This window comes from Streptomyces hydrogenans (assembly GCF_014656075.1).
Taxonomy (GTDB): Bacteria; Actinomycetota; Actinomycetes; order Streptomycetales; family Streptomycetaceae; genus Streptomyces; species Streptomyces hydrogenans.
In genome coordinates, this window is the sequence record NZ_BNBS01000059.1 from 1 (window position 1) to 24,714 (window position 24,714).

21 protein-coding genes are annotated in these 24,714 nt (G+C 72.2%); 3 read left to right on the forward strand and 18 right to left on the reverse strand.

Annotated elements, in window-relative coordinates; genetic code table 11:
- Positions 1-379: 379 nt before the first annotated feature.
- From aroQ to IE321_RS23645, 10 genes are all read right to left on the reverse strand, one after another.
- Entirely contained in the window at positions 380-838 is a 459-nt protein-coding gene (gene aroQ, locus IE321_RS23600) for a type II 3-dehydroquinate dehydratase (RefSeq protein WP_043228082.1), read from the reverse strand.
- A complete protein-coding gene (gene aroB / locus IE321_RS23605) occupies positions 835-1,932 on the reverse strand; it encodes a 3-dehydroquinate synthase (RefSeq protein ID WP_043228081.1) in 1,098 nt (365 codons plus the stop codon). Before aroB ends, aroQ begins: the two co-directional genes overlap by 4 nt.
- Complete coding sequence (locus IE321_RS23610; RefSeq protein ID WP_043228080.1) at positions 1,929-2,447, reverse strand: shikimate kinase; 519 nt, start codon at positions 2,445-2,447, stop codon at positions 1,929-1,931. The genes aroB and IE321_RS23610 overlap by 4 nt, the downstream gene beginning before the upstream one ends.
- Complete coding sequence (gene aroC, locus IE321_RS23615; RefSeq protein ID WP_190224432.1) at positions 2,444-3,628, reverse strand: chorismate synthase; 1,185 nt, start codon at positions 3,626-3,628, stop codon at positions 2,444-2,446. Before aroC ends, IE321_RS23610 begins: the two co-directional genes overlap by 4 nt.
- 178 nt (positions 3,629-3,806) lie before the next feature.
- Positions 3,807-4,634, reverse strand: coding sequence for a shikimate dehydrogenase (locus tag IE321_RS23620; RefSeq protein ID WP_190224433.1), 828 nt, complete (start codon positions 4,632-4,634; stop codon positions 3,807-3,809).
- Positions 4,631-6,427, reverse strand: coding sequence for an endolytic transglycosylase MltG (gene mltG, locus IE321_RS23625; RefSeq protein ID WP_190224434.1), 1,797 nt, complete (start codon positions 6,425-6,427; stop codon positions 4,631-4,633). The genes IE321_RS23620 and mltG overlap by 4 nt, the downstream gene beginning before the upstream one ends.
- A 101-nt stretch (positions 6,428-6,528) precedes the next feature.
- Positions 6,529-6,993: a Holliday junction resolvase RuvX gene (gene ruvX, locus IE321_RS23630; RefSeq protein WP_063766091.1), complete on the reverse strand. Its 465-nt coding sequence runs from the start codon at positions 6,991-6,993 to the stop codon at positions 6,529-6,531.
- Between the two features lie 2 nt (positions 6,994-6,995).
- Positions 6,996-9,665 carry an alanine--tRNA ligase gene (gene alaS / locus IE321_RS23635; protein ID WP_043228075.1) on the reverse strand — a complete coding sequence of 890 codons (2,670 nt, stop codon included), beginning with the start codon at positions 9,663-9,665 and terminating at the stop codon, positions 6,996-6,998.
- Positions 9,665-10,021 (reverse strand): DUF6167 family protein, encoded by a 357-nt coding sequence (locus IE321_RS23640; RefSeq protein WP_190224435.1) that lies wholly within the window; start codon positions 10,019-10,021, stop codon positions 9,665-9,667. The genes alaS and IE321_RS23640 overlap by 1 nt, the downstream gene beginning before the upstream one ends.
- Before the next feature lie 5 nt (positions 10,022-10,026).
- Positions 10,027-10,470: a DUF948 domain-containing protein gene (locus IE321_RS23645; RefSeq protein WP_043228071.1), complete on the reverse strand. Its 444-nt coding sequence runs from the start codon at positions 10,468-10,470 to the stop codon at positions 10,027-10,029.
- A gap of 168 nt (positions 10,471-10,638) precedes the next feature.
- Here IE321_RS23645 and IE321_RS23650 point away from each other — a divergent pair, with 168 nt between their 5' ends.
- Positions 10,639-12,798, forward strand: a complete 2,160-nt coding sequence (locus tag IE321_RS23650; protein ID WP_190224436.1) for an ATP-binding protein — start codon at positions 10,639-10,641, stop codon at positions 12,796-12,798.
- 60 nt (positions 12,799-12,858) lie between these two features.
- On the opposite strand, the gene rpsD is transcribed toward IE321_RS23650, so the two are convergent.
- The 5 genes from rpsD to IE321_RS23675 form a co-directional block, all read right to left on the reverse strand.
- Positions 12,859-13,473 (reverse strand): 30S ribosomal protein S4, encoded by a 615-nt coding sequence (gene rpsD / locus IE321_RS23655; RefSeq protein WP_043228069.1) that lies wholly within the window; start codon positions 13,471-13,473, stop codon positions 12,859-12,861.
- 355 nt (positions 13,474-13,828) lie between these two features.
- Positions 13,829-15,181, reverse strand: coding sequence for a replication-associated recombination protein A (locus IE321_RS23660; RefSeq protein WP_190224447.1), 1,353 nt, complete (start codon positions 15,179-15,181; stop codon positions 13,829-13,831).
- A gap of 51 nt (positions 15,182-15,232) precedes the next feature.
- Complete coding sequence (locus IE321_RS23665; protein WP_043228068.1) at positions 15,233-15,847, reverse strand: vitamin K epoxide reductase family protein; 615 nt, start codon at positions 15,845-15,847, stop codon at positions 15,233-15,235.
- A gap of 138 nt (positions 15,848-15,985) precedes the next feature.
- Positions 15,986-17,248 (reverse strand): histidine--tRNA ligase, encoded by a 1,263-nt coding sequence (hisS, locus tag IE321_RS23670; RefSeq protein ID WP_043228067.1) that lies wholly within the window; start codon positions 17,246-17,248, stop codon positions 15,986-15,988.
- Positions 17,249-17,258: 10 nt separating this feature from the next.
- Positions 17,259-17,969, reverse strand: coding sequence for an MBL fold metallo-hydrolase (locus tag IE321_RS23675; RefSeq protein WP_043228065.1), 711 nt, complete (start codon positions 17,967-17,969; stop codon positions 17,259-17,261).
- 154 nt (positions 17,970-18,123) lie between these two features.
- Here IE321_RS23675 and IE321_RS23680 point away from each other — a divergent pair, with 154 nt between their 5' ends.
- Complete coding sequence (locus IE321_RS23680; protein ID WP_043228064.1) at positions 18,124-18,873, forward strand: peptidylprolyl isomerase; 750 nt, start codon at positions 18,124-18,126, stop codon at positions 18,871-18,873.
- A gap of 225 nt (positions 18,874-19,098) precedes the next feature.
- Positions 19,099-20,328: a DUF349 domain-containing protein gene (locus IE321_RS23685; protein WP_190224437.1), complete on the forward strand. Its 1,230-nt coding sequence runs from the start codon at positions 19,099-19,101 to the stop codon at positions 20,326-20,328.
- Between the two features lie 70 nt (positions 20,329-20,398).
- Here IE321_RS23685 and IE321_RS23690 read toward each other — a convergent pair whose 3' ends face one another.
- The 3 genes from IE321_RS23690 to secF all read right to left on the reverse strand — a co-directional run bounded on the left by IE321_RS23690 (position 20,399) and on the right by secF (position 24,713).
- Positions 20,399-22,849: a RelA/SpoT family protein gene (locus IE321_RS23690; RefSeq protein ID WP_043228062.1), complete on the reverse strand. Its 2,451-nt coding sequence runs from the start codon at positions 22,847-22,849 to the stop codon at positions 20,399-20,401.
- 242 nt (positions 22,850-23,091) lie between these two features.
- The gene (locus IE321_RS23695) at positions 23,092-23,643 is read right to left on the reverse strand and encodes an adenine phosphoribosyltransferase (RefSeq protein ID WP_043228061.1); all 552 of its coding nucleotides are present in this window, start codon (positions 23,641-23,643) and stop codon (positions 23,092-23,094) included.
- Complete coding sequence (secF, locus tag IE321_RS23700) at positions 23,640-24,713, reverse strand: protein translocase subunit SecF (RefSeq protein WP_043228060.1); 1,074 nt, start codon at positions 24,711-24,713, stop codon at positions 23,640-23,642. Before secF ends, IE321_RS23695 begins: the two co-directional genes overlap by 4 nt.
- Between the last annotated feature and the right edge of the window lies 1 nt (position 24,714).

Here is a 24,714-nt window from a genome sequence, read left to right on the forward strand (position 1 = left end):
GGGCGCGCCGGACGGCGGCACCGGGTAGGGCGCGGCCTGCGGGGGCGGGGGTACGGGGCCGTGCCCGCCCGCCGGGACCGGGCCGGGCGCCCGGCCCGGCTGCTCGGGCGAGGGCAGCGGTCCCCCCACTGCGTGCTGCATCCGGTGCCACTCCGTCTCGTCGGCCGCGTAGGTCGGTGAGGGCGGCCGGTCCGGTGCCGCCGTCGGCCCCCGCGGCGGTCGCCCGGGGATGCCAAAACGTTACCGCCCCGTCCCCCCGCTCGGGGAACGGGCCGGACCCTACCGAAAGTGCCCGCCCCGCCGGAACACGGCCGCACGGGACGCGGAGGCGCGAGGGAGCCGGGGCGGCGGCCGCCCCGGCTCCCTCGCGCGGTTGTTCTCAGCCCCGGGCGTCGGCGGCGATCTCCTCGGCCAGCGCGCGCAGGGCGAGCCGGTAGGAGCCGATGCCGAAGCCGGCGATCGTGCCGGTCGCCACGGCGGCCACCACCGAGGTGTGGCGGAACTCCTCGCGGGTGTACGGGTTCGAGATGTGCACCTCGATCAGCGGGGCGGTGCGCTGCGCGGCCGCGTCCCGCATCCCGTACGAGTAGTGCGTGAAGGCGCCCGGGTTGAGCACCACCGGCACCCGTCCGTCGGCCGCCTCGTGGAGCCAGCGGATCATCTCGCCCTCGTCGTTGGTCTCACGGACCTCGACGTCGAAGCCGAGCTCGGCGCCGAGCTCCCCGCAGGACTCGACGAGCCCCTTGTAGGAGGTGGCGCCGTAGATGTCGGGCTCGCGCGAGCCGAGCCGGCCGAGGTTCGGCCCGTTCAGGACCAGGACGCGGCGGGCCCCGCTCACGCGGAGAGCTCCCCGTAGGCGGCGATGAGGACGGCCGGGTCGGGGCCCTCCAGGACCGACGGCTTGGCGAGCCCGTCGAGGACGATGAAGCGCAGCAGGTCGCCGCGGGACTTCTTGTCCACCTTCATCGTCTCCAGGAGCTTGGGCCACTGGTCGCCGCGGTAGGTGAGCGGCAGGCCGACGGACTCCAGGACGGCGCGGTGCCGGTCGGCGGTGGCGTCGTCGAGACGGCCGGCGAGGCGGCCCAGCTCGGCGGCGAAGACCATGCCGACGGAGACGGCGGCGCCGTGGCGCCACTTGTACCGCTCGTTCTTCTCGATGGCGTGCGCGAGGGTGTGGCCGTAGTTCAGGATCTCGCGGCGGCCGGACTCCTTGAGGTCGCCGGAGACGACGTCGGCCTTGACCCGGATGGAGCGGACGATCAGCTCGGCGGTGTGCGGGCCGGCGGGCGTGCGGGCCGCCTGCGGGTCCTCCTCGATGAGGTCGAGGATCACCGGGTCGGCGATGAAGCCGGTCTTGATGATCTCGGCGAGGCCGCTGACGAAGTCGTGGACGGGCAGCGAGTCCAGCGCGGCGAGGTCGCAGATGACCCCGGCCGGCGGGTGGAAGGCGCCGACGAGGTTCTTGCCCTCGGCGGTGTTGATGCCGGTCTTGCCGCCGACGGCCGCGTCGACCATGCCGAGCACGGTGGTGGGCACGGCGACCCAGCGGACGCCGCGCAGCCAGGTCGCGGCGACGAAGCCGGCCAGGTCGGTGGTGGCGCCGCCACCGACGCCGACGATGACGTCGGTGCGGGTGAAGCCGGTCTGGCCGAGCGCCTTCCAGCAGTAGGCGGCGACCTCGGCGGTCTTCGCCTCCTCGGCGTTCGGCACCTGGATGGCGACGGCCTCGTACCCCTGCGCGGCGAGGTCCTCGCGCAGCGCCTCACCGGTCTCGGCGAGCGCCTCGGGGTGGATGACGGCGACGCGCTTGGCCGTGCCGCCGATGAGGGCGGGCAGTTCGCCGAGCAGCTGCCGGCCGACCAGCACCTCGTACGGATCCGTGCCCGCGCTGCCGCCGACGTGGATGCGGGTCACTTCCTGGTCCGTGCTCATGCGTCCTTCAGCTCCAGTGCGTCGAGGACCGCCGCGGCGACCTCTTCGGGGGTGCGGGCGTCGGTGGCGACCACGACGCGCGCGACTTCTTCGTACAGGGGGCGGCGGGCGTCCATCAGCTCCCGCCACTGGCGGCGCGGGTTGACCGCGAGCAGCGGCCGGGCCGCGCCGAGCCCGACCCGTCGCACGGCCTCCTCGACGTCCATCGAGAGGTACGCGACGGGCCGGCCGGCCAGCAGGGCGCGGGTGTCGGCGTCGAGGACCGCGCCGCCGCCGAGGGCGAGGACGCCCTCGTGCTCGGCGACGGCCTTCGCGACGGCCGCCTTCTCCAGGGCGCGGAAGCGCTCCTCTCCGTCCTCGACGAAGATGTCGGAGATCTCGCGGCCCTCGGCGGCGACGATGTCGGCGTCGGTGTCCCGGTAGGGCGCGCCGAGCCGTTCGGCCAGGAGCGCGCCCACCGTGGACTTGCCGGAGCCCATCGGGCCGACGAGGACGACCAGGGGGCCGCCGGTCACCGGATGCGCAGGTTGTCGACGTAGCCCTGGACGTTGCGGCGGGTCTCGGGGACCGAGTCGCCGCCGAACTTCTCCAGGACGGCGTCGGCGAGGACGAGGGCGACCATGGCCTCGGCGACGATGCCGGCGGCCGGGACGGCGCAGACGTCGGAGCGCTGGTGGTGGGCGGCCGCGGCCTCGCCGGTGGCGACGTCGACGGTGGCGAGCGCGCGGGGCACGGTCGCGATCGGCTTCATGGCGGCGCGGACGCGCAGCAGCTCGCCGGTGGTCAGACCGCCCTCGGTGCCGCCGGAGCGGCCGGAGGTGCGCCTGATGCCCTCGTCGGTCCGCACGATCTCGTCGTGGGCCTGGGAGCCGGGCACCCGGGCGAGGTCGAAACCGTCGCCGACCTCGACGCCCTTGATGGCCTGGATGCCCATGAGCGCGGCGGCGAGCCGGGCGTCGAGGCGGCGGTCCCAGTGGACGTGCGAACCCAGGCCGACGGGCACGCCGTAGGCCAGGACCTCGACGACGCCGCCGAGGGTGTCGCCGTCCTTGTGGGCCTGGTCGATCTCGGCGACCATCGCCTTCGACGCGTCGGCGTCGAGGCAGCGGACCGGGTCGGCGTCGAGCTTCTCGACGTCGGCGGGGGTCGGGTAGAGGCCGTACGGGGCCTTGGCGGCGGCCAGCTCGGTCACGTGCGAGACGATCTCGATGCCGGCGGCCTCCTTGAGGAAGGACCGGGCGACGGCGCCGAGCGCGACGCGGGCGGCGGTCTCCCGGGCGCTGGCGCGCTCCAGGATCGGCCGGGCCTCGTCGAAGCCGTACTTCTGCATGCCGGCGAGGTCGGCGTGGCCGGGGCGGGGCCGGGTGAGCGGCGCGTTGCGGCCGGTCTCCTTGAGCTCCGAGGGGTCGACCGGGTCGGCCGACATGACCTTCTCCCACTTGGGCCACTCGGTGTTCCCGACCATCACGGCGATCGGCGAACCCAGCGACAGCCCGTGCCGGACGCCGCTGAGGAAGGTGACCTCGTCCTGCTCGAACTTCATCCGGGCGCCGCGCCCATAGCCGAGGCGCCGCCGCGCGAGGTGGTCCGCCACCAGCTCAGTGGTGACCGGGACGCCGGCGGGAAGACCCTCCAGCGTCGCGACCAGCGCGGGTCCGTGGGATTCCCCAGCGGTCAGCCAACGCAACCTGCTCAACGATGCTCCTCATGCTCGCGCCTGGGCACTGCGACGGCAGGACCGGGCGCGCGGCCCTGACCCGCCACCCCCGATCCTCCCACGTCCGGGGCCGCACCCCGGCCTCCGGTCCAGCTATCGGACGCGCGCCCCGCCTGGGCGGACGGCGCGGCGCGGTCGTACGGGTCCGGGGAGGGGCTCAGCGGGCGGCGAGGGCCGCCTCGCCGGCGGCGCGCATCGCGGCCAGCGGCGCCCGGGGGACGCCCGTCATCTGCTCGACCTGGAGGACCGCCTGGTGGACCAGGAGGTCCAGACCGCCGACGATCTCGCCGCCCCGGTCGGACCAGGCGGCCGCGAGGGCGGTGGGCCAGGGGTCGTACAGGACGTCGAAGAGGGTGCCGGGGCGGGCGGGGACCGACGCCGCCAGGGCGTCCGTGGCGCCGGCCGGGGTGGTGGCGATCACCAGCGGGGCCTCCAGGGCCCGTGCCGCGTCGTCCCAGCCGGCGGTCCGCACGTCCACGCCGAGGCGCTCGCCCCAGCCGCGCATCTCGGCCGCCCGCGCCTCGCTGCGGACGTACGCCGTGACCGGGCCCGCGCAGACGCGGGCCAGTGCGGCGAGGGCCGAGGAGGCGGTGGCGCCCGCGCCGAGGATCGCCGCGGACTCGGCCTTCTCGACGCCCCGCTCGCGCAGGGCGGCGATCATGCCGGGGATGTCGGTGTTGTCGCCGATCCGGCGGCCGTCCTCGCGGAGGACCACCGTGTTCACCGCCTCCACCGAGGCCGCCGTCTCGCTGACCTCGTCGAGCAGCGGGATGATCGCCCGCTTGAGCGGCATGGTCAGCGACAGGCCGGCCCACGAGCCGTCGAGCTCCGCGACGAAGCCCGGCAGGGCCGCCTCGTCGATCTCGAACCGTTCGTAGGACCAGTCGTCCAGTCCCAGCTCCGCGTACGCGGCCCGATGCAGGACCGGGGAGAGCGAGTGGGCGATGGGCGAACCGAGGACGGCGGCGCGGCGCTGCGTGCTCACTGGCCGGACTTCTCCCGTTCCTTCTCGTACTCCGCGACGTTCTGGTTGTGTTCCTTGAGGGTCACGGAGAAGACCGTCTTGTTCTCGTTGATCGACACGAAGTAGTACCACGGGCCGTCGGCGGGAGCCATCGCCGAGTTCAGCGCCTCGACGCCGGGGTTGCTGATGGGGCCCGGGGTGAGGCCCTTCACGTCGTACGAGTAGGTGTTGTACGGGTCCTTGATCGCGCGCATCTTCTCGACGCTTCCGACGTCGAGGGTGCTCGTGCCCTTGAGGTAGTTCACCGTGGAGTCGAACTCCAGCCGGCCGGCGGTCTGCGTGTTGTCCGGCTGGAGCCGGTTGTAGACCACCCGCGCGACCTTGTCGAAGTCGTGCTTGTACTTGCCCTCGACCTGTACGAGGCTCGCGACCGTCAGCAGTTCCCACGGCCCCTTGAGGCCCTGCGCGGACGCCTTCCCCTCCAGGTCCAGCTTCGTGTACTCCTGGTTCGCGCGGCTGACCATCTTCTTGAGCGCGTCCTCGGGCTTGGTGCCCTTGGCCACCGGGTAGCTCGCCGGGAAGAGGAAGCCTTCGAGCGGGTCCTTGACGTTCTTGTGGCCCTTCGCCCAGTCCGGCAGGCCCAGGGAGTCCGCCTGTTCGACGGCGATCTCCTTCGTGCTGCCGGGCGCGAGGTCGAGGCGGGTGTCGATCTGCTCGTACACCCAGGCGTTGCGCTTGCCCTCGGGGATGATCAGGTTGGCCTGGCTCGCCGGGTCCAGCATGAGCGCGACCGCGCTCTCCGCCGACATCTCCTTCTTCAGGGTGTAGGCGCCGGCCTGGATGGAACGGCCCTTGGCGTTCTTGTTCTGCGCCGCGACGAAGGCGTCGACGCTCTTCACGACGCCGGCCTGCTTGAGGATGTTGCCGATCTCGTTGCCGAAGGCGCCCTTGGGGATCTCGACCTGGACCTCGCCGCTGCCGGTGCCCACGAAGTCGGGGTCCTCGCCGAACTGGCCCTGCCAGAACTGGTAGCCGAAGTAGCCGATGCCGCCGACGCCGCCGACCAGGACCGCGGCGACGACGAGGCAGGCGACGCCGTTCTTGCCCTTGCGCTTCTTCTCCTTGCCGCGGCGCTCGCGGTCGCGGTCGTCGCCGCGGCCGCCCCGGCCCCGGCGGGGGGCCGGCTCGTCGTCCTCGTAGCCGTCCTCGTCGTCGCCCCCCGTGAAGAAGGGGTGCGACTCCTCGGGCTCCGGCTCGTGACGTACGGGCTCCGGCTCGGGCTCCGGGGCCCAGTCGACGACCGGCTCCGGCGGCTGCTGTCTGTGGCCGGGGGGCTGCGGCGGCGGGTACGCCTCGGGCGTGCCGTAGAGGTCGGGCTGCTGGCCGCCGTACGGATCGGCGGGCGGCGCGTTGTAGGCCATGGCGGCCTGACCGGTCTCCCAGTTGCCGTCATAGGTGCCGTCGTACGTCTGTCCGGGATGCCCGGGCGTGTCGTACCCCTGCCCCGGGTGGCCCTGGTACCCCTGGTCCCAGCCGGCCTGTCCGTACGCCTGCGCCTGTGCCTGCTGCGGGTCGACGTACCCCTGCTGCGGGTACTGCTGGTAGGCGGCCTGCTGCTGGTACGGGTCGGTCCCGTAGCCCTGCTGGGCGTACGGGTCCTGGTACGTCTGGCCACCCTGCTCGTACGGCGTCGCCTGCTGCGGATGCTGCGGCTGCTGGTGGTACTGCTGCTGACCTTCCCACCCCTGGTCCCCGTAGAGGGGGTCCGTGGGGTGCCACGGTTCGGAGCCCGGGCCCCGGCCATACTCAGTCATCGATCCCCAAACAGCCGCGAGGCTTCCGGACGATCCGCCTCTACGTAGTGCGGCAGCTGTTCGAACACCGCCGCATCGCGCGGAACGTTACCGTATCGCGATCAGATGACCACTTCGACGCCCTCGCCGGGCGGATTACCTGATACCCGTTCGGACTCAAGAGCGTTCTGAAGGATGATCACAGCGGCGGCCTGGTCGATGACGGACCGCCCCTTCTTGGACTTCACGCCGGAGGCCCGCAGCCCCTGCGTGGCCGTCACCGTGGTCATCCGCTCGTCGACCAGCCGGACCGGCACCGGGGCCACGCCCTTCGCCATCTCCTTCGCGAAGGCCCGGACCTTGGTGGCCGCGGGGCCCTCCCGCCCGCTGAGCGAGCGGGGCAGGCCCACGACGACCTCGATCGGCTCGTACTCCTCGACGATCTGGCGGAGCCGCCGGTGGGCGGCCGGGACGTCACGCCCCGGCACGGTCTCCACCGGCGTGGCGAGGACCCCGTCGGGGTCGCACGAGGCGACCCCGATCCGGGCGTCCCCGACGTCGACCGCGATGCGGCGGCCGCGACGCATCGTCACGCCGTCTCCACCACGAGGCGCTCGACGGCGGCGATGGCCTCGCCGACGGCCTCCGGGTTCTGGCCGCCGCCCTGGGCGACGTCCGGCTTGCCGCCGCCACCGCCACCGAGGGTCTTGGCGGCCGTGCGGACCAGCTCGCCGGCCTTGAGACCGCGCTCGCGGGCGGCCTCATTGGTGGCGATGACCGTGAGCGGCTTGCCGTTGGCCGTGGTGAACAGGGCGACGACGGCCGGGCGGTCGGACGGGATGCGGCCGCGCACGTCGAGGACCAGCTTGCGCAGGTCGTCGGCGCCGGTGCCGTCCGGGACCTGGCCGGTGACCAGGGCGAGACCGCGGATGTCCTTGGCGGAGTCGACCAGACCGGCGGCGGCCTGGAGGACCTTCTCCGCGCGGAACTTCTCGATCTCCTTCTCGGCGTCCTTCAGCTTGCCGAGCATGGCGGCGATCTTCTCCGGCAGCTCCTCGGAGCGGCCCTTGACCAGCTCCTGGAGCTGGGCGACGACCGTGTGCTCCTTGGCGAGGAAGTTGTACGCGTCGACGCCGACCAGGGCCTCGATGCGGCGCACGCCGGAACCGATGGAGGACTCGCCGAGCAGCTTCACCAGGCCCAGGGCCGAGGTGTTCTTGACGTGCGTGCCGCCGCACAGCTCCTTGGAGAAGTCGCCGATGGTGACGACGCGGACCTGCTCGCCGTACTTCTCGCCGAACTCGGCGATGGCGCCCTGCCGCTTGGCCTCGTCGATCGGCATGACCTCGGCGTGCACCTCCAGCTCGCGCGCGAGGACCTCGTTGATCTTCTGCTCGACGTCCATGAGGACCGTGCCGGGGACGGCGTTCGGCGAGCCGAAGTCGAAGCGGAAGCGGCCGGGCTGGTTCTCCGAACCGGCCTGGGCGGCCGTCGGGCCGAGGGCGTCGCGCAGTGCCTGGTGGGTCAGGTGGGTGGCCGAGTGGGCGCGGGCGATGGCCTGCCGGCGGCGGACGTCGATGGTGGCGTAGGCGGTGGAGCCCACGGTCACCTCGCCGACCTGCACCGAACCCTTGTGCACCGAGACGCCCGGGACGGGCTGCTGCACGTCACGGATCTCGATCACGGCGCCGGAGTGCAGGCGGATGCGGCCCTGGTCGGCGATCTGGCCGCCGCCCTCGGCGTAGAAGGGGGTGCGGTCGAGGACGACCTCGACGTCGTCGCCCTCGGAGGCGGCCGGCGACGGGACGCCGTTCACCAGCAGGCCGACGACCGTGGACTCGCCCTCGGTGTTGGTGTAGCCGGTGAACCGGGTGGCGCCGGAGGCGTCGGCGATCTCGCGGTAGGCGGAGACGTCGGCGTGGCCGGTCTTCTTGGCCTTGGCGTCGGCCTTGGCCCGGTCCCGCTGCTCCTTCATCAGGCGGCGGAAGCCGTCCTCGTCCACGGAGAGGCCCTGCTCGGCGGCCATCTCCAGGGTGAGGTCGATCGGGAAGCCCCAGGTGTCGTGGAGCAGGAAGGCCTTCTCACCGGCCAGGATCGTGCCGCCGGCGGCCTTGGTCTCGGTGACGGCGGTGTCCAGGATGTTGGTGCCGCCCTTGAGGGCCTTGAGGAACGCGGCCTCCTCGGCGAGGGCGACCGTCTCGATCCGCTTGCGGTCGGTCTCCAGCTCCGGGTACTGCTCGCCCATCGTCTTGATGACCGTGTCGACGAGCGCGCCGACGACCGGGCCGGTGGCGCCGAGCAGGCGCATGTTGCGGACGGCGCGGCGCATGATGCGGCGGAGCACGTAGCCGCGGCCCTCGTTGCCCGGGGTGACGCCGTCGCCGATGAGCATCACGGAGGTGCGCATGTGGTCGGCGACCACGCGCAGCGAGACGTCGCTGTCGTGGGTCTTGCCGTAGGCGACGCCGGTCAGCTCGGTGGCCTTGTCGATGACGACCTTGAGGGTGTCCGTCTCGTACATGTTCTGGACGCCCTGGAGGATCATCGCCAGGCGCTCCAGGCCGAGGCCCGTGTCGATGTTCTTCGACGGCAGCTCGCCGAGGATCGGGAAGTCCTCCTTGCCGGAGCCCTCCCCGCGCTCGTACTGCATGAAGACGAGGTTCCAGATCTCCACGTACCGCTCGTCGTTGACGGCCGGGCCGCCCTCGACGCCGAACTCGGGGCCGCGGTCGTAGTTGATCTCGGAGCACGGGCCGCACGGGCCGGGGACGCCCATGGACCAGTAGTTGTCCTTCTTGCCGAGGCGCTGGATCCGCTCGGCCGGGACGCCGACGACGTCGCGCCAGATGCGCTCGGCCTCGTCGTCCTCCAGGTAGACGGTGATCCAGAGCTTCTCCGGCTCCAGCCCGTAGCCGCCGTGCTCCACCGGGGAGGTCAGCAGCTCCCAGGCGAGCTTGATGGCGCCTTCCTTGAAGTAGTCGCCGAAGGAGAAGTTGCCGCACATCTGGAAGAAGGTGCCGTGCCGGGTGGTCTTGCCGACCTCCTCGATGTCCGGCGTGCGCACGCACTTCTGCACGCTGGAGGCGCGGGTGAAGGGCGGCTTGACCTCACCCAGGAAGTAGGGCTTGAAGGGCACCATGCCGGCGGGGACGAGAAGCAGAGTCGGGTCGTCCGCGATGAGCGACGCCGAAGGGACGACGGTGTGCCCGCGCTCCTCGAAGAAGCTCAGCCAGCGGCGGCGGATTTCAGCCGACTCCATCAGTGGTCCTCATTCCGGTTGTACGAGATCGGGCGCGTCGGACGCGCCGAGAACGTGGTCGTGGTCTTGTGCGGGGTGGGGCCTAGGGCGGCCCGGCGGGGCTCCGGGAGCTCCCGGTCCCCGGGAGGCGGGGCGTCGAGGCCGAGCGCCTCGCCCAGCTCGGCCTCCCGCTGGACCATGCCCGCCCTCACGTCGAGGGCGAAGTCCTTGAGCCGGTGGCCCGCCTCGATCGCCTTGTTCGCGGCCTGCGCCGCGAGGCTCTCGGGGGTCAGCTGCTGGATCTTGCGGTTGACCTTGGTGGTGGCCCAGACACCGGCGGCTGCGCCGGCCGTGAACCAGAACGTGCGGCGGAACATCGCGGCTATCGGCCCTTCTGCTTCCGGCGCCGTGCCAGCGGCACGGTACGGCCGACGATCACAGTACGTCGAGCGGTCGCGGGCGGCACGTCCTCGCGGTCACGGCCCCGGCCGCCCAGCGCCCTGCGGACCCCGTAGCCGAACGCGGCCACCTTGACGAGCGGGCCGCCGAAGGTGGAAGCGACGGTCGTCGAGAGCGCGGAGGCGTTGGCGGTGACCTCCTGGACGTCGGACGCGATCGCGTCGACCCGGTCCAGCTGGGTCTGTGCCGAGCGGACGGTCGCCGACGCGTCGGCGAGCAGGGGCACGGCCTGTTCGGTCACGTCCGCCACGAGCCTGGTGGTCGCCCTGAGCGTCTGCGCCAGCCTCGCCAGCACCACGGCGAGGAAGGAGACGAGGATCGCCCAGAACACGGCCACCAGGATCCCGGCAACCTCTCCACCGGTCACTGAGCACCGCTCTCTGCTGTCGTCATCGTTCGTTGGGGTCCTGCGAAAAGTCGTCCCCCGAGCCTATCGCGCCGGGGCTGGGACGCCGTACCGCATTACCGCCCGCGGGGCGGGAGTTGCGCGATCAGATTGTACGGAGCGCGCGCGGATGAGTACGCTCCGTGTCCCATGCGACGCAGCAATCTCCCGGCGGAGCCCAACCGGTTCGTGGGACGGGCCGGGGAGCGGGCCGAACTGGCCGCGCTCCTGGGCGAGTCCCGTCTCGTCACCGTCCTCGGCGTGGGCGGGGTGGGCAAGACCCGGCTGGCCCTCAAGGCCGCGGCGGCGGTGCAGAAACGCTACGGCGAGGAGGTCCGGCTCGTCGAGCTGGCGCCGCTGCGCGACCCCGGCCTCGTCGAGCACGCCCTCGTGGAGGCGCTCGGCCTCACCGACCACACGCTCCGCGCGCCCCGCGAGGTGCTGACGGAGCACCTCGCCGACCGCCGGCTGCTGCTCGTCCTCGACGGCTTCGAGCACCTGGTGGAGGCGTGCGCCGCGCTCGTCCACGAGCTGCTCGCGGCCGCCCCGGGGCTGACCGTGCTGGCCGCCGGCCGCCGCCCGCTGCGGCTGCCGGGCGAGGCGGTGCTGACGCTGGCGCCGATGGACGAGCCGGACGCGCTCGCGCTGCTCGCCGACCGGGCGGCCCTCGCCGGCGCGCCCGCCCTCCCCGACGACGAGACGGTGCGGGAGCTGTGCCGGCGGCTCGACGGCATCCCGCTCGCGCTCGAACTGGCCGCCGGGCGCCTGCCGCTGCTGTCGGTGGAGCAGCTCCTGGTCCGCCTGGACGACCGCTTCCGGCTGCTCGGCGACGGCGGGCGCGGGGTCCCGTCCCGCCACCGGGCGCTGCGCACCGCGATCGGCTGGAGCCACGAACTGTGCACGCCGCGGGAACGGCTGCTGTGGGCACGGCTCTCGGTCTTCGCCGGTCCCTTCGACCTGGAGGCCGTGGAGTACGTGTGCGGGGGCCCCGGTCTGCCGCAGGAGACGGTGCTCGACCTGCTGGGCGGTCTGCTGTCCCAGTCGCTGATCACCCGGGAGGACACGGCGGCGGGGCCGGGCTACCGGATGCTGGACACGGTGGCGGCGTACGGGGCGGAGTGGCTGGCGGCGCTCGGCGACACCGAGCGGATGCGGCGGCGGCACCGGGACTGGTACATGGGCCTGGCGACCTGGTGCGAACTGGAGTGGTTCAGCGCCCGGCAGGCGGAGGTGGCGGCCCGGACGGCGGCGGCGCTCCCCAATCTGCGGGCGGCGCTCGACCTGTGCCTGGAGCTGCCGGACGACGCGCACCTGGCGCAGCACCTGGCGGGGACGCTCTGGTTCGCCTGGGTGGGGTGCGGCCGGCTGTCGGAGGGGCGGCACTGGCTGGACCGGGCGCTGGCGCTGGAGTCGGGGCACGAGGAGGCGCGGCTGAAGGCGCTGTGGGTGCTGGGCTACGTGGCGGTGCTCCAGGGCGACGCGACGGCCGCGGTGGCGGCGCTGCACTCCTGCCGGGAGCGGGCCAGGGCCTCGCGGAACCGGCTGGCGGAGGCGTACGCGACGCACCGGATGGGGTGTCTGGCGCTGCTCTCGGACGACTTCCCGCGCGCCGAGGAGCTGCTGGGCCGGGCCCTGGACGCGTACGGCGAGCTGGGCGAGCTGAACAGCAACGTGCTGATGGGCCAGGTGGAGCTGGCGATGGCGCGGGCCTTCCGGGGCGACCTGGAGGGCGCGACGGCGATCTGCCGGGAGGTGCGGGAGGTCTGCGAGGAGCGCGGGGAGCGGTGGTCGCGGGCCTATGCGCTGTACGTGCTCGCGTACTCGGCGTGGACCCGCGGCGCGCTCCCGGAGGCGCGGGAGCTGCTGGTGGAGTGCGTGACGATCAACCACCTCTTCCGCGACCTGGTGGGGGTGGTGCTGGCGGTGGAGCTGCTGGCGCTGGTCACGGTGGACGAGGGCGACGCGGTGGAGGCGGCGGTGCTCCAGGGGGCGGCGCTGTCGGTGTGGAACGCGGTGGGGATCCAGCTCTTCGGATCGGGTTCCTTCGACGGGCCGCGGGCGCTGTGCGCGGGGCGGGCGGTGGAGGAGCTGGGGCCTGAGCGGTACGAGGAGGCGTTCCGGCTCGGCCAGGGCCTGTCGCTGGACGAGACGGCGGACCGGGCGGTGGCGGACCGTGCGGAGGCGGCCGGGCCGGGCCGGGCGGGGGCGGCGGCGCCACGGCCGTTCCGCACCGCGCGTCCCGCGGTGGTGCCGGGAACGCGGAAGCCCGCCGGCTCCCCCACCGGCAAGGGCGGGGAAGCGGCGGGCTGAGTACCGCGGGGGTGGGTCTCCCGGCGCTGCCGCCGGGAGGTGCCCCCTACGTCCGCTGGATCAGCGGGCGTAGTACTCGACGACCAGCTGCTCGTCGCAGATGACCGGGATCTCCTTGCGGTTCGGCTCGCGGTCCAGGCGGAAGGCCAGGGCCTTCAGGTTGACCTGGAGGTAGCGCGGGGTCTCGCCGTCGGGGGCGAAGCCACCCTCGCGGGCGACCTGGAAGAGGGTCTTCGCGCGGGACTTCTCGCGGACCATCACGACGTCGTCGGGACGGACGCGGAAGGACGGCTTGTCGACCTTGCCACCGTTGACCTGGATGTGGCCGTGGACGACCATCTGACGGGCCTGGTAGATGGTGCGGGCGATGCCCGAACGCAGGACCAGGGCGTCGAGACGGCGCTCGAGCTCGACGACCAGCGCCTCGCCCGTCTTGCCCTCGGCCTTCTTGGCGCGGTCGTAGGCGCGCGCCATCTGGCGCTCGCTGATGTCGTACTGGGCACGCAGACGCTGCTTCTCGAGCAGACGGACCTTGTAGTCCGAGTTCTGCTTGCGGCCACGGCCGTGCTCGCCCGGCGGGTAGGGACGGGCCTCGAAGTACTTGACGGCCTTCGGCGTCAGCGCGATACCGAGCGCACGCGACTTCTTGACCTTGGGGCGGGCCTGGTTCGGCATGAACCAACCTCTCTGTCTGAACGAATACGGCTTCACCAGTGGTTAGGGAGGTCGCATCCGCAGCCGGGAAAACCCTTCGGGTCCGCGAGGGACCTGTCGGGCAGCCGCTTCCCGGTCTGGGCACGTACGTGCAGCACGCGAACGACCCACCGCCTGTCCCGGGAACCCGGGGGGTGGTGGGTGGCACGCGACACCTTCGAAGGTGCGCGACGCTCCTGGAAACCCTGCCCGGAGGCCGGGTCTCCTGCTGACCGTCCCGCTCTGGTGGCGCCGGCCGGAGCCGGACACGGGACGCAGCGATCCCGACCAGTGTACCGGCTCCGCGGAGCGCGGCCGCCCGGGGGCTCCGGTCCGCTCAGCCGTCGCCCTTGAGCCGCTCGCGGACCCGCTCCACCACGTCGGCGTAGCGGGCCTCGGCGCCGTAGCGGGTGGGCTCGTAGTAGTGCCTGCCGTGCAGGACGTCGGGGGCGTACTGCTGGCTCGCGATCGCGCCGGGCACGTCGTGCGGGTAGACGTACCCCTGGGCGTGGCCGAGCTTGGCGGCGCCCTTGTAGTGGCCGTCGCGCAGGTGGGCCGGGACGGGGCCGGCGAGGCCGTTCCTGACGTCCTCGCGGGCGGCGAAGATCGCGTTGGTCGCCGCGTTGGACTTGGGGGCCAGGGCGAGGGCGATGGTGGCGTGGCTCAGGGTGAGGGCCGCCTCGGGGAAGCCGATCATGGCGACGGCCTGGGCGGCGGCGACGGCGAGCGGCAGGGCCTGCGGGTCGGCGAGGCCGATGTCCTCGCTGGCGGAGATCATCAGGCGGCGGGCGATGAAGCGGGGGTCCTCCCCCGCCTCGATCATGCGGGCCAGGTAGTGCAGGGCCGCGTCGACGTCGGAGCCCCGGATGGACTTGATGAGGGCGCTGGCGACGTCGTAGTGCTGGTCGCCGTCCCGGTCGTACGTCACGGCGGCCCGGTCGACGGCCTCCTCGACCGTCTGGAGGGTGATCTCCCGCTCCCCCTTGGCGAGGGCGCCGCCCGCGGCGGCCTCCAGCGCGGTGAGGGCGCGCCGGGCGTCGCCGCCGGCGATCCGCAGCAGATGGGCGCGGGCGTCGTCGGCGAGCTCGACGGCGCCGCCGAGGCCGCGCTCCTCGGTGACGGCCCGGTCCATGAGGCCGCTGAGGTCCTCGTCGGTCAGCGACTCCAGGGTGAGGAGCAGCGAGCGGGAGAGGAGCGGGGAGATCACCGAGAAGTACGGGTTCTCGGTGGTGGCGGCGATGAGGGTGACCCAGCGGTTCTCGACGGCGGGGAGCAGGGAGTCCTGCTGGGCCTTGGAGAAGCGGTGGATCTCGTCGAGGAAGAGGACGGTCTCCTTGCCGTAGCCGCCGGAGGCGCGGCGGGCGCCGTCGATGACGGCCCGGACCTCCTTGACGCCGGCGGTGATCGCGGAGAGCTCGACGAAGCGCTTGTTGGTGGCCTTGGAGACCACGTACGCCAGGGTGGTCTTGCCGATGCCGGGCGGGCCCCAGAGGATCACCGAGGAGGGCCCGGCGGGACCGCCGCCGCCCTCCCCGACGAGCCGCCGGAGCGGCGAGCCGGGCTTGAGCAGGTGCCGCTGGCCCACCACCTCGTCGAGGGTGCGGGGGCGCATCCGGACCGCCAGCGGGCTGCTGGCCGGGTCCTTCTCCTGGCGTTCTTCGGCGGCTGCGGTAAAGAGGTCGGGCTCCACGTCCATGAAGCCTAGGTCACGCCACCGACAGTCCGGGCGGGGCGGCGGTGGTCAGCTCGTCCAGAAGTCCCACCAGCGGGTCAGGACCAGCATGCCGATGATGCCGACGTGCAGGACCGGCAGGACCCAGGTGAACTCGGCGAAGAAGGTCCGCAGGACGGGCGGGGCGGGGATGACGCCGTGGCGGACGTTGTGCGAGGTCACGTACCAGAACATGACGATGGTGGCGACCCAGGCGAGGCAGCACCACAGGCAGAGCGAGTTGATCTCGTACAGGGACTGCTGCATCAGCCAGGTGCAGAAGCCGACGCCGAAGAGGGTGCCGGCGTTGAGGCCGAGCCAGTACCAGCGGCGGTAGCGGGCGCCGGCGAGCAGGGCGACGCCGATGGCGATCACCATGGCGTAGGTGACCAGGCCGAGCATCGGGTTGGGGAAGCCGAAGACCGAGGCCTGCTCGCTCTTCATGATGTTCCCGCAGGACACGATGGGGTTGAGGCTGCACCCCGGGACGAAGTTCGGGTCCTCCAGGAGCTTGATCTTGTCGAGGGTGATGACCCAGGCGGCGAGCAGACCGGCCGCCCCGGTGATCACCAGGAGCCAGGCGAGGCCCTTGCTCGCGCCGATGGTCCCCGGCGTCTGCGTCGTCTCCGTGGCGGCTTTCGTCATGCTGTCCTTTTCCCTCGCTCGCGGGCCCGCTGGCCCCGGCCATTCTGCAACAAGGCGTACGCCATCGGCCGTTCGCGGGGCATAAGGAAGGGCCCGGCCGCACGGGGCGGACCGGGCCCTCGCCCGCGCTGCGGACCGTCAGGCGAGCTGCGCCCGGACGGCCTCCAGGACCTCGTCCAGGGCGACCGCGCGCTGCTCGCCGGACTCCATGTCCTTGAGCTGGACGACGCCCTCGGCGAGGTCGCGCTCGCCGGCGACGAGCGTGAGGCGGGCGCCGGAGCGGTTGGCGTCCTTCATCGAGCCCTTGAGGCCCTTGCCGCCGAAGGAGAAGTCGGCCGCGATCCCGGCCCGGCGCAGCTCGGTCACCTTGCCGAAGAGGACGCGGCGCGCCTCCTCGCCGAGGGCCACCGCGAAGACGCTGGTCGGTGCGGGCAGGTCGAGGGTCACGCCCTCGGCCTCCAGCGCGAGGACGGTGCGGTCCACGCCGAGCGCCCAGCCGACGGACGGCAGCGCGGGGCCGCCGATCATCTCGGAGAGGCCGTCGTACCGGCCGCCGCCGCCCACCGCGGACTGCGAGCCGAGGCCGTCGTGGACGAACTCGAAGGTGGTCCGGGTGTAGTAGTCGAGGCCGCGGACCAGCTTGAGGTCGTCCTCGAAGACCACGCCCGCGGCGGTGATCAGCTCGCGGACCTGCTCGTGGTACGCCTTGCAGGCGTCGCACAGGTAGTCGCGGAGCAGCGGCGCGTCGACGAGCTGCTTCTGCACGTCGGCGCGCTTGTCGTCGAGGACCCGCAGCGGGTTGATCTCGGCGCGGCGCAGCGTCTCCTCGTCGAGGTCGAGACCGCGCAGGAAGGTCTGCAGGGCCTCGCGGTAGACGGGGCGGCACTCCTTGTCGCCCAGCGAGTTCAGCAGGATGCGGTACTGGCGCAGGCCGAGGGCGCGGTACGCCTGGTCGGCCAGGATGATCAGCTCGGCGTCGAGCGCCGGGTCCTCGGCGCCGATCGCCTCGGCGCCGACCTGCGAGAAGTGGCGGTAGCGGCCCGCCTGGGCCCGCTCGTAGCGGTAGTACGAGCCGGAGTACCAGAGCTTGACCGGGAGGTTGCCCTGCTTGTGCAGGTTGGCCTGGAGGGCCGCGCGCAGCACCGAGGCGGTGCCCTCGGGGCGCAGGGCGAGCTGGTCGCCGCCCTTGGTGGTGAGGGTGTACATCTCCTTGGTGACGATGTCGGTGGACTCGCCGACGCCGCGGGCGAAGAGGTTCACGTCCTCGAAGCCGGGGGTCTCGACGTAGCCGTAGCCGGCGTTCCTCACCTGGGTGGCGATCGTGTCGCGGACCGCCAGGAAGACGGCGGAGCGCGGGGGGATCAGGTCGTACGTGCCCTTGGGGGCCTGAAAGGTGCTCACGAAGGTCTCGTCACATTCCTCGTCGGGGAGCCTGCGGATCGCTCCCGAGGCCGGAGGCCACCTGCCGCAGATACGGGTTGGTGGCGCGCTCCTGGCCGATGGTCGTCTGGGGACCGTGGCCGGACAGGACGACGGTCGAGTTGTCGAGCGGCAGGACCACGCGGGTCAGCGATTCGAGCATCTCGGCCATGTCACCGCCGGGCAGGTCGGTGCGTCCGATGGAGCCGGCGAACAGCAGGTCGCCGGAGAAGAACACGGAGGGGATCTCCGAGGTCTCCGGCGTCCGGAAGGTCACCGACCCCTTGGTATGACCGGGCGCGTGCGCGACGGAGAAGTCCATGCCGGCGAGCTTCAGCTCGGCGCCGTCGGTGAGCTCGTGCACGGCGTCCGGCTCGCCCACGGTCAGCTCGCCCATGAGCGGCATCCCGATGGAGCGGCCGAGGGCCTTCTCCGGGTCGCTCATCATGTACCGGTCGGCGGGGTGGATCCACGCGGGTACGTCATGGGCGCCGCAGACCGGGACGACGGAGGCGACGTGGTCGATGTGGCCATGGGTGAGGACCACCGCGACGGGCTTGAGCCGATGCTTCCTGAGCGTCTCCTCGACTCCCTGGGCGGCCTGGTGGCCCGGGTCGATGATGACGCACTCCTCGCCCGCGGCGGGGGCAACCACGTAACAGTTGGTGCCCCAGGCCCCGGCGGGGAACCCGGCAATCAGCACGATCGTCCTTCTGTGTCGTCCGGCAGATGACTGCGGTCTTGCGGAATGCAGCAGATCAGAGCCTACCGGCGCTGCGTATTCCACAGCCAACCCGTATACGGTACGGGCACATCCGGCCAGGACAGGAACACACGACCGACAAGGAGCGGACCCGGTGGTCACCAGCGATCAGCGGCGGCGGCAGCTCGCCAGGGACAAGTACGCACGCCAGCAGCAGCGACGGGCGGAGGCGCAGCGCAAGGCGAAGCGCCGCACGACCGTGATCGCGGCCTCCCTCGCGGTGGTGCTCGCCGCCGGCGGGGCGGTGTACGCCTCCGTGCAGTTCCTCGGCGACGACGCCAAGAACACCGAGGAGACGGCGAGCGGCGAGCCGAAGATGGCCATCGAGGCCAAGGGCGCGTACGCCTTCTCCCTCGGGACCAACGAGGGGGACATCACGATCACCATGGACGCGGCGAAGACCCCGCGCACGGTGAACTCCTTCAAGCACCTCGCCGACAAGAAGTACTTCGACGGCACGAAGTGCCACCGGCTCACCACCGCCGGGATCTTCGTGCTCCAGTGCGGCGACCCCGAGGGCAGCGGCATGGGCGGCCCCGGCTACACCATCCCGGACGAGAACCTCGACGCCCTCGGCAAGGCGGGCGCCGACGGCAAGGTCACGTACAAGGCGGGCACGGTCGCCATGGCCAACACCGGGCAGCCGGGCACCGGCGGCTCGCAGTTCTTCCTCGTCTACAAGGACTCGAAGCTGCCGCCGCAGTACACCCCCTTCGGCACCATCGACGCGGCCGGTCTGGCCGCGGTGCAGAAGGTCGGCGCCGCCGGCGCCGAGGGCGGGCAGGGCGACGGCGCCCCGAAGAAGCCGGTCACGATCGAGAAGGCGACCGTCTCCGCGAAGTGAGGCGGGGCGCTCCCGAGGACGGCGGCCAGGAGGTCGGCACCCACGTGACCGTGGAATTTCGGTCGCGCTGAGTGCGGACAGCCGGGCCGCCGTTCGCCTAGATTGGCGTTGTGCGGTGCGGTCCGATCCGTCGGTCGCGCCGCGGAGGCGGGCGAGGCCCGCCCAGGAACTGTGGACGATGCCCGGGGGTCACCACCCACGAGGGCATCATGGTGAGGAGGCGCTGTGAGCAGCGACCCGTGGGGCCGCGTCGACGAGACGGGCACCGTGTACGTGCGGACGGCCGAGGGTGAGAAGGTCGTCGGATCCTGGCAGGCGGGCACTCCCGAGGAGGCGCTCGCCTACTTCGAGCGCAAGTACGAGGGCCTGGTTGTCGAGATCGGCCTCCTCGAGAAGCGGGTGAAGACCACCGACCTCTCGGCGAAGGACGCCCAGACGGCGATCGAGCACATCCGGCACCAGGTCGACGAGCACCACGTCGTCGGCGACCTGGCCGCGCTCTCCGCCCGCCTGGACAAGCTCGTGGCGACGGTGGACTCGCGCCGCGAGGAGCGCAAGGCGCAGAAGGCCAAGCAGGCCGACGAGGCGCGCTCCGCCAAGGAGGCCCTGGTCACCGAGGCCGAGGAGCTGGCGCAGAGCGAGCAGTGGCGGTCGGCCGGCGAGCGGCTGCGGGCGCTGGTGGACACCTGGAAGGGCCTGCCCCGGCTCGACCGGAAGTCGGACGACGAGCTGTGGCACCGCTTCTCGCACGCCCGCTCGGCCTTCTCCAAGCGCCGCAAGGCGCACTTCGCCCAGCTCGACGCGCAGCGCGAGGACGCCAGGAAGGCCAAGGAGCGTCTGGTCGCCGAGGCCGAGGCGCTGCAGAACTCCACCGACTGGGGTGCGACCGCGGCCCGCTACCGCGAGCTGATGGCCGACTGGAAGGCCGCCGGCCGGGCGCAGCGCGAGCACGAGGACGACCTGTGGAACCGCTTCCGCGGCGCCCAGGACGTCTTCTTCGCGGCCCGGTCCGGGGTCTTCGCCGAGCGGGACGCGGAGCAGACCGAGAACCTCACGGCCAAGGAGGAGCTCGCCGACGAGGCCGAGAAGCTGGTGCCGGTGACGGACCTGAAGGCCGCGCGCGCCGCCTTCCGGACCCTCAACGAGCGCTGGGAGGCCATCGGCCACGTGCCGCGCGACGCCCGGCCGAAGGTCGAGGGCCGGATGCACGCGGTGGAGCGGGCGATCCAGGAGGCCGAGGAGGCCGAGTGGCGCCGGACGAACCCGGAGGCGCGCGCGCGTGCCGCGGGTCTGACCGGCCAGCTCCAGGACGCCGTCGAGAAGCTGCGCAAGCAGATCGACGCGGCCCGGGCGGCGGGCAACGACGCCAAGGCCGACAAGCTCTCCAAGGAGCTGGAGGGCCGTCAGGCCCTCCTCGACCAGGCCCTGAAGGGCCTGGAGGAGTTCGGCGGCTGACCTCGCCGTCGTACGGACGAGGGAAGGGCCCCCGGCGCGTGCCGGGGGCCCTTCCTCGTGCCTGCGGCGGCTACGGCCTGCGGGCGCTGGTCACGCGGTAGACGTCGTACACGCCCTCCACGCCCCGGACCGCCTTGAGGACGTGGCCCAGGTGCTTGGGGTCGCCCATCTCGAAGGTGAAGCGGGAGGTGGCCACCCGGTCCCGGGAGGTCTGGACGGCCGCCGAGAGGATGTTGACGTGCTGGTCCGAGAGGACCCGGGTGACGTCGGAGAGGAGCCGGGAGCGGTCCAGCGCCTCGACCTGGATGGCGACCAGGAAGACCGAGGACTGGGTCGGGGCCCACTCGACCTCCAGGATCCGCTCCGGTTCGCGGGAGAGCGAGTCCACGTTGACGCAGTCGCTGCGGTGGACGGAGACGCCGCTGCCGCGGGTGACGAAGCCGATGATCGGGTCGCCGGGCACCGGGGTGCAGCAGCGGGCCAGCTTGACCCAGACGTCCTCGACGCCCTTGACGACGACACCGGGGTCGGCGTTGGAGCGGCGCTTGGAGCGGCCGCGGGCCGGCGGGGCGACCTCCTCGATGTCCTCGGTGGCGGCCTCCTCGCCGCCGAGCGCCTGCACCAGCTTCTGCACGATGGACTGGGCGGTGACGTGGCCCTCGCCGATCGCCGCGTACAGCGAGGAGATGTCGGTGTAGCGCAGCTCGTGGGCGAGGGTGACGAGGGAGTCGCCGGTGAGGATCCGCTGGATCGGCAGGTTCTGCTTGCGCATGGCCCGCGCGATGGCGTCCTTGCCCTGCTCGATGGCCTCGTCCCGGCGCTCCTTGGAGAACCAGGCGCGGATCTTGTTGCGGGCGCGCGGGGACTTGACGAAGCCGAGCCAGTCGCGGGACGGGCCGGCGCCGGCCGCCTTGGAGGTGAAGACCTCCACCAGGTCGCCGTTGTCGAGGGTGGATTCGAGCGGCACGAGCCGCCCGTTCACCCGGGCTCCTATCGTGCGGTGGCCGACCTCGGTGTGGACGGCGTAGGAGAAGTCGACCGGGGTGGCGCCCGCGGGCAGCGCGATGACGTCGCCCTTGGGCGTGAAGACGAAGACCTCGTTGCGGGAGAGGTCGAAGCGGAGGGACTCCAGGAACTCGCCCGGGTCCTCGGTCTCCTTCTGCCAGTCGAGCAGCTGGCGCAGCCACGCCATGTCGTTGAGGTGGTCGTCCTTGCCCGCGTTCTTCGGCACGTCGGTGCGCACCTTTGAGGCGCCGGCGACGGCCTCCTGCTTGTACTTCCAGTGCGCGGCGATGCCGTACTCGGCGCGGCGGTGCATGTCGAAGGTGCGGATCTGCAGCTCGACGGGCTTGCCGTTGGGGCCGATGACCGTCGTGTGCAGCGACTGGTACATGTTGAACTTCGGCATCGCGATGTAGTCCTTGAACCGGCCGGGGACCGGGTTCCATCGCGCGTGGACGGTGCCGAGGGCCGCGTAGCAGTCGCGGACGGTGTCCACGAGGACGCGGATGCCGACCAGGTCGTAGATCTCCGCGAAGTCACGGCCGCGGACGATCATCTTCTGGTAGACGCTGTAGTAGTGCTTGGGGCGGCCGGTGACGGTCGCCTTGATGCGGGCGGCGCGGAGGTCGGTCTGGACCTCGTCGGTCACTATGGCGAGGTACTCGTCCCGCTTGGGGGCGCGCTCGGCGACGAGCCGGACGATCTCGTCGTACATCTTGGGGTAGAGGATCGCGAAGGCGAGGTCCTCCAGCTCCCACTTGATGGTGTTCATGCCCAGCCGGTGCGCCAGCGGGGCGTAGATCTCCAGCGTCTCGCGGGCCTTCTTCTCCTGCTTCTCCCGCTTGAGGTAGCGCATGGTGCGCATGTTGTGCAGGCGGTCGGCGAGCTTGATGACGAGGACCCGGGGGTCCTTGGCCATGGCGACGACCATCTTGCGGACGGTCTCGGCCTGCGCTGCCTCGCCGAACTTGACCTTGTCGAGCTTGGTGACGCCGTCGACGAGGAGGGCGACCTGGTCGCCGAAGTCGCGCCGGAGGGTGTCGAGGCCGTACTCGGTGTCCTCCACGGTGTCGTGCAGGAGGCCGGCCATCAGCGTCGCCGGGTCCATGCCGAGCTCGGCGAGGATGGTGGTGACGGCGAGCGGGTGGGTGATGTACGGGTCGCCGCTCTTGCGCTTCTGGCCGCGGTGCCAGCGCTCCGCCACCTGGTAGGCCCGCTCGATCTGGCGCAAAGTCGCCGTTTCGATCTTGGGGTCGTTGGAGCGGACGATCCGCAGCAGGGGTTCGAGGACCGGGTTGTACGGCGACGAGCGCTGCACGCCGAGCCGGGCGAGGCGGGCGCGGACCCGGTTCGAGGAGCCGCCGGAGCGGGCGGGCGCGGGGGCCGGTGCGGGAGCGGGCGCAGCAGGCTTCGGCCTGGTCTCCGCGGGCTTGTCCTGGGGCGTGCCGGTTCCCTGCGCGGCCTGGTCGGCCTCGGGGTCGGGCTGCGCGGCGGAGAGTGACTGGGCCTCGTCTGGCAAAGAGCGCTCCTCGTACAGGTACCGGGTCCCCCGGGCAGGCCCGGAGAGCCCATCGTATCGAGCCACGACGCCCCGTGCTCACGCGCCCGGGTGACGGACGGGGGCCGGGAGACGGCCCGCACGGCGCGTACCCGCCCCACGGCAGGGGCATACCGGGACAAACGCCAGGGGCGTCCCGGGAATTCCCGGGACGCCCCTGGCCGGAAGTCGATGGACCTCTTCCGGACGTGCGATGCGGACGCTCAGACAGTGATGAGCGCGGTGAGCGGAGCGCCCCCGAGGGCGGGCTCCAGGCGGGCGCGGCCCGGCAGGAAGCCGAGCTCCATGAGGACCGCGACGCCCGCGACCTCGGCGCCCGCGCGGCGGATCAGTTCGAGGGACGCCTCGGCGGTGCCGCCGGTGGCGAGGACGTCGTCGATGACCATGACGCGGTCGCCCGCGGCCAGGTCCTCGGCGTGCACCTCGATCTCGGCGGTGCCGTACTCCAGCTCGTACGCCTGCCGGAGCGTGGCCCCGGGCAGCTTGCCGGCCTTGCGGACCGGGATGAAGCCCAGGCCCGCGCGGACGGCGACCGGCGCCGCGAGGATGAAGCCGCGGGCCTCCAGGCCCACGATCTTCGTCGCTCCCTGCGCGGCGCAGAGGCCCGCGAGGGCGTCCGTGAGGGCCGTGAACGCCTCCGGGTCCGCGAGCAGCGGCGTGATGTCCTTGAACAGCACGCCCGGCTTCGGGTAGTCGGGGACGTCACGGATCCGGCTGAGCAGCAGGCCGGTCACGTCCTGGGCCTCGGCGGTCATCCGCGGCGCTCCTCGGCGCGGCCCCGGCGGGCGGCGCGCGGGCCGACGACCGCGGTCTCGGCGGCCTCCGGGCCCTCGTCCAGGCCGTCCTCGCCGCGGGCGGAGGAGGAGGCGCGCTTGGCCAGGACCCGCTTCTTGAGGGCCTTGATCGCCGGCTCGCGCTCCTTGAGGTCGGCGACGAGCGGGGTGGCGATGAAGATCGAGGAGTAGGCACCGGCGGCCAGACCCACGAAGAGCGACAGCGAGATGTCGTTCAGCATGCCGGCGCCGAGGACGCCGCCGCCGATGAACAGCAGACCGGCGACCGGCAGCAGCGCCACGACCGTGGTGTTGATGGAGCGGACCAGGGTGCCGTTGATCGAGCGGTTGGCCATGTCGCTGTAGGTGAAGCGGGTCTGCTTCGTGATGTCCTTCGTCTGCTCCTTGAGGGAGTCGAAGACGACGACGGTGTCGTACAGCGAATAGCCGAGGATGGTCAGCAGACCGATCACCGTGCCGACCGTGACCTCGAAGCCGACCAGCGAGTAGATGCCCACCGTGATCGTGAGGTCGTGGATCAGCGCGATCAGCGCCGCGACGGCCATTCTCCACTCGAAGGCGATGGCCAGGTAGATCACCACGAGGATCATGAAGATCCCGAGGCCGGTCCACGCCTTGTTGGCGATCTGCTCGCCCCAGCTGGGGCCGACCAGCTCGGCGGCGATCTTGTCCTCGGCGACGTTCAGGTCCTTGGCCAGCTCGGTGCGGACCTGGTCGGACTGCTCGGTGTCGAGGCCGCCGACCTGGATGCGCAGGGAGCCGTTGCCGAGCTGCTGGACGATCGCGTCGTGGCCGGAGGCCTCTTCCGCGTACTCCGTGGCCTGGCTGACGGAGACGTCCGTCTTCGGGGTGGTGAAGACGGCGCCGCCCTGGAACTCGATGCCCATGTTCAGACCACGGACGGCCAGCGCGACGATGGCCGTGATGGTGATCAGGATGGACAGGCCGTACCAGATCTTGCGGTTGCCGATGAAGTCGTAGCCGACCTCACCGCGGTGGAGCCGGGCGCCGAGATCTCCGAGCTTCGACATC